This is a genomic window from uncultured Aquincola sp., assembly GCF_964001545.1.
GTDB lineage: Bacteria > Pseudomonadota > Gammaproteobacteria > Burkholderiales > Burkholderiaceae_C > Aquincola.
In genome coordinates, this window is the sequence record NZ_CAXFDV010000398.1 from 1 (window position 1) to 2,632 (window position 2,632).

General features: G+C 69.8%; 2 protein-coding genes. Both read right to left on the reverse strand.

Annotation, left to right across the window (positions count from 1 at the left end):
- Window positions 1–1,190: THUMP domain-containing protein (locus ABNT58_RS13700; RefSeq protein ID WP_348754024.1), on the reverse strand; the 1,190-nt coding region annotated here is incomplete at its 3' end.
- Window positions 1,191–2,632 (reverse strand): RNA polymerase factor sigma-54 (gene rpoN, locus ABNT58_RS13705; RefSeq protein ID WP_348754025.1); only part of this gene is annotated, 1,442 nt, incomplete at its 5' end.

A 2,632-nucleotide genomic window follows, 5' to 3' on the forward strand; every position in this document is an offset into this window, starting at 1 on the left:
GACCCCGCCACCAGATCGAACCGGAACAGCCGGCATTCGATCGGCCCGTTCCACATCGGCACGCGGCGGCTTTCCTTCAGCCGCATCATCGACGGCAGCTTCATGTCGGGGCTCAGCACCCAGGCCGTCCAGCCCGGGAACTGGCGCTTCCAGTGGGCGGCCAGCTTGGCATAGAACTCGGCCGGGCTGCCGCCGCCCTCGAAGGCCTGGCCTGCGCCCTGGCCGGTGCCCTTGGCATCGATGCGCTCGCCATAAGGCGGGTTCATCATCAGCACGCCGCCTTCGGCCGGCGCGGGCCGCTGCAGCGCATCGGCGGTCTTGAAGTCGATCGCATGCAGCACGCCCGCCCGCTCGGCATTGCGGGTGGCGAAGTCGGTCATGCGGAAGGACACGTCGCCCGCGAAGATGGGCACCTGTGGCGCATGCACCGCGGCCTCGGCGTCGCTGAGCATCTGCCGCCAGGCGTTCAGGTGCGGGCGGAAGGGCAGCAGCTTCTCGAACGCGAAGCGGCGCTGCAGCCCCGGCGCGATGCCGCAGGCGATCTGCGCCGCCTCGATGGCGATGGTGCCGGCGCCGCAGCAGGGGTCGAACAGCGGGCCGTCCTCGGCCCGGCCCTGCCAGCCGGCGGCGGCCAGCATCGCGGCGGCCAGGGTTTCCTTCAGCGGCGCCTCGCCCTTGGCTTCACGCCAGCCGCGCTTGAACAAGGCTTCGCCCGACAGGTCCACGTACAGCGTGGCATGGGTGGCAGTGAGGTGCAGCGCCAGCGGCAGGTCGGGCCAGCGGGTATCGACGCTGGGGCGTTCGCCGGTGGCTTCGCGAAGGTCGTCGCACACCGCGTCCTTGATGCGCAGGTTGGCGAAGTTCAGGCTGCGCAGCGGCGAGCGTTGGGCGGTGCTGTCCACCCGCAGCGTCTGCCGCGGCGTGATCCACTCGCCCCAGCGCACGGTGCGCGCCAGCTCGTACAGCTCATGCTCGTCGTGGTAGGACCCATGGGCCACCGGCCACAGCACGCGCTGCGCCAGGCGGCAGCCCAGGTTCAGGCGCATGGCGGCGCGCTCATCGCCCCACACGGTGGCGCCGCCACGGCTGGTGTTGATGCGGGCCTTGTCGCCCAGCAGGCGCCGGCACTCTTCGGCCAGCAGGTCCTCGACGCCGGCGGCGCAAGGCAGGAACAGGGCAATCTGGGGCATCTACATCGCCTTGCGCAGGTTGGCCGGCGCGATCTTCAGGGCTTCACGGTACTTGGCGACGGTGCGGCGCGCCACCTGGATGCCTTGTTCTTCCAGCATCTGGCTGAGCTGGCTGTCCGACAGCGGCTTGGCCGCGTCCTCGGCCGCCACCAGCTGCTTGATGAGCGCACGCACCGCGGTGCTGGAGGCATTGCCGCCGGCATCGGTGTTGAGCGACGAGCCGAAGAAGTACTTCAGCTCGAAGGTGCCGAACATCGTGGCCATGTACTTGGCGGTGGTCACGCGCGAGATGGTGGACTCGTGCAGGCCCAGCTCGTCGGCGATCTCGCGCAGCACCAGCGGCTTCATCGCGATCTCGCCATGGGTGAAGAAGTTCTTCTGCCGCTCGACGATGGCGCTGGACACCCGCAGGATGGTGTCGAAGCGCTGCTGGATGTTCTTCATGAACCAGCGCGCTTCCTGCAGCCGCGCGCCCAGCGCGCCGTTGCCGTTCTGGCCGCGGTTGCCGCGGATGGCCTGCGCATACAGGTCGTTGATGCGCAGCTTGGGCATCACGTCGGGGTTGAGCACCACCTTCCAGCCGCGGCCGTTGCGCTGCACGATCACGTCCGGAATGATGATGTTGGCCTCGGCCCGCGCGAAGGGCCGGCCGGGCTTGGGCTCGCAACGGCGGATCAGTTCCTGCGCGGCCTTCAGCAGCTCCTCGTCGGCGCCGGTGGCGGCGATCAGCTTCTTCAGGTCGCGGCGGGCCAGCAGCTCCAGGTGCTGCTTGCACACGATGATGGCCACCGCCTGTGCCTCGCTGCGCGGCAGCGCCTTGAGCTGCAGCACCAGGCATTCGGGCAGGTCGCGCGCGCCCACGCCCAGCGGCTCCAGGCTTTGCAGCCACTTGAGCGCGCATTGCAGCCGCTCCAGCAGCTCTTCCTGCTGCTCCAGGTCGGCATCGCCGGCCAGCTGGGCCGCGATCTCGGACAGCGGGTCGGCCAGGTAGCCGTCTTCGTTCAGCGATTCGATGAGCACATGCAGCGCGGCGGCGTCGGCCGGCTCCAGCCGCATGCCGGCCATCTGCGCGCGCAGATGCTCCTGCAGCGTGATGCCGCCGCCGCCGCGCTCCTGCGGCTCGAAGTCGTCGCTGTCGTTGTGGCTGCTGCTGCTGGCCGAGGGCGTTTCGCGGATGCCGTCGAAGTCGTCGCGCTCGGTGCCGTTTTCCCAGTCGTCGCGCTCGGTGGTGCCGAAGTCGGCGCTGTCGACGCCGGGCGCCTCGGCGCCGTCACCGTCGGCGGCGGCGCCGGTTTCGGTGCTGCTGCTGCCGGTGTAGTCGCCGTCGTCGGCGCTGCTGCTGGCGGCCGGGCGCTCGAGCGATTGCTCGAAGGCCGGCACATGCTCTTCCTCGGTTTCCAGGAAGGGGTTCTGCTCGAGCATCTGCTCGACTTCCTGGTGCA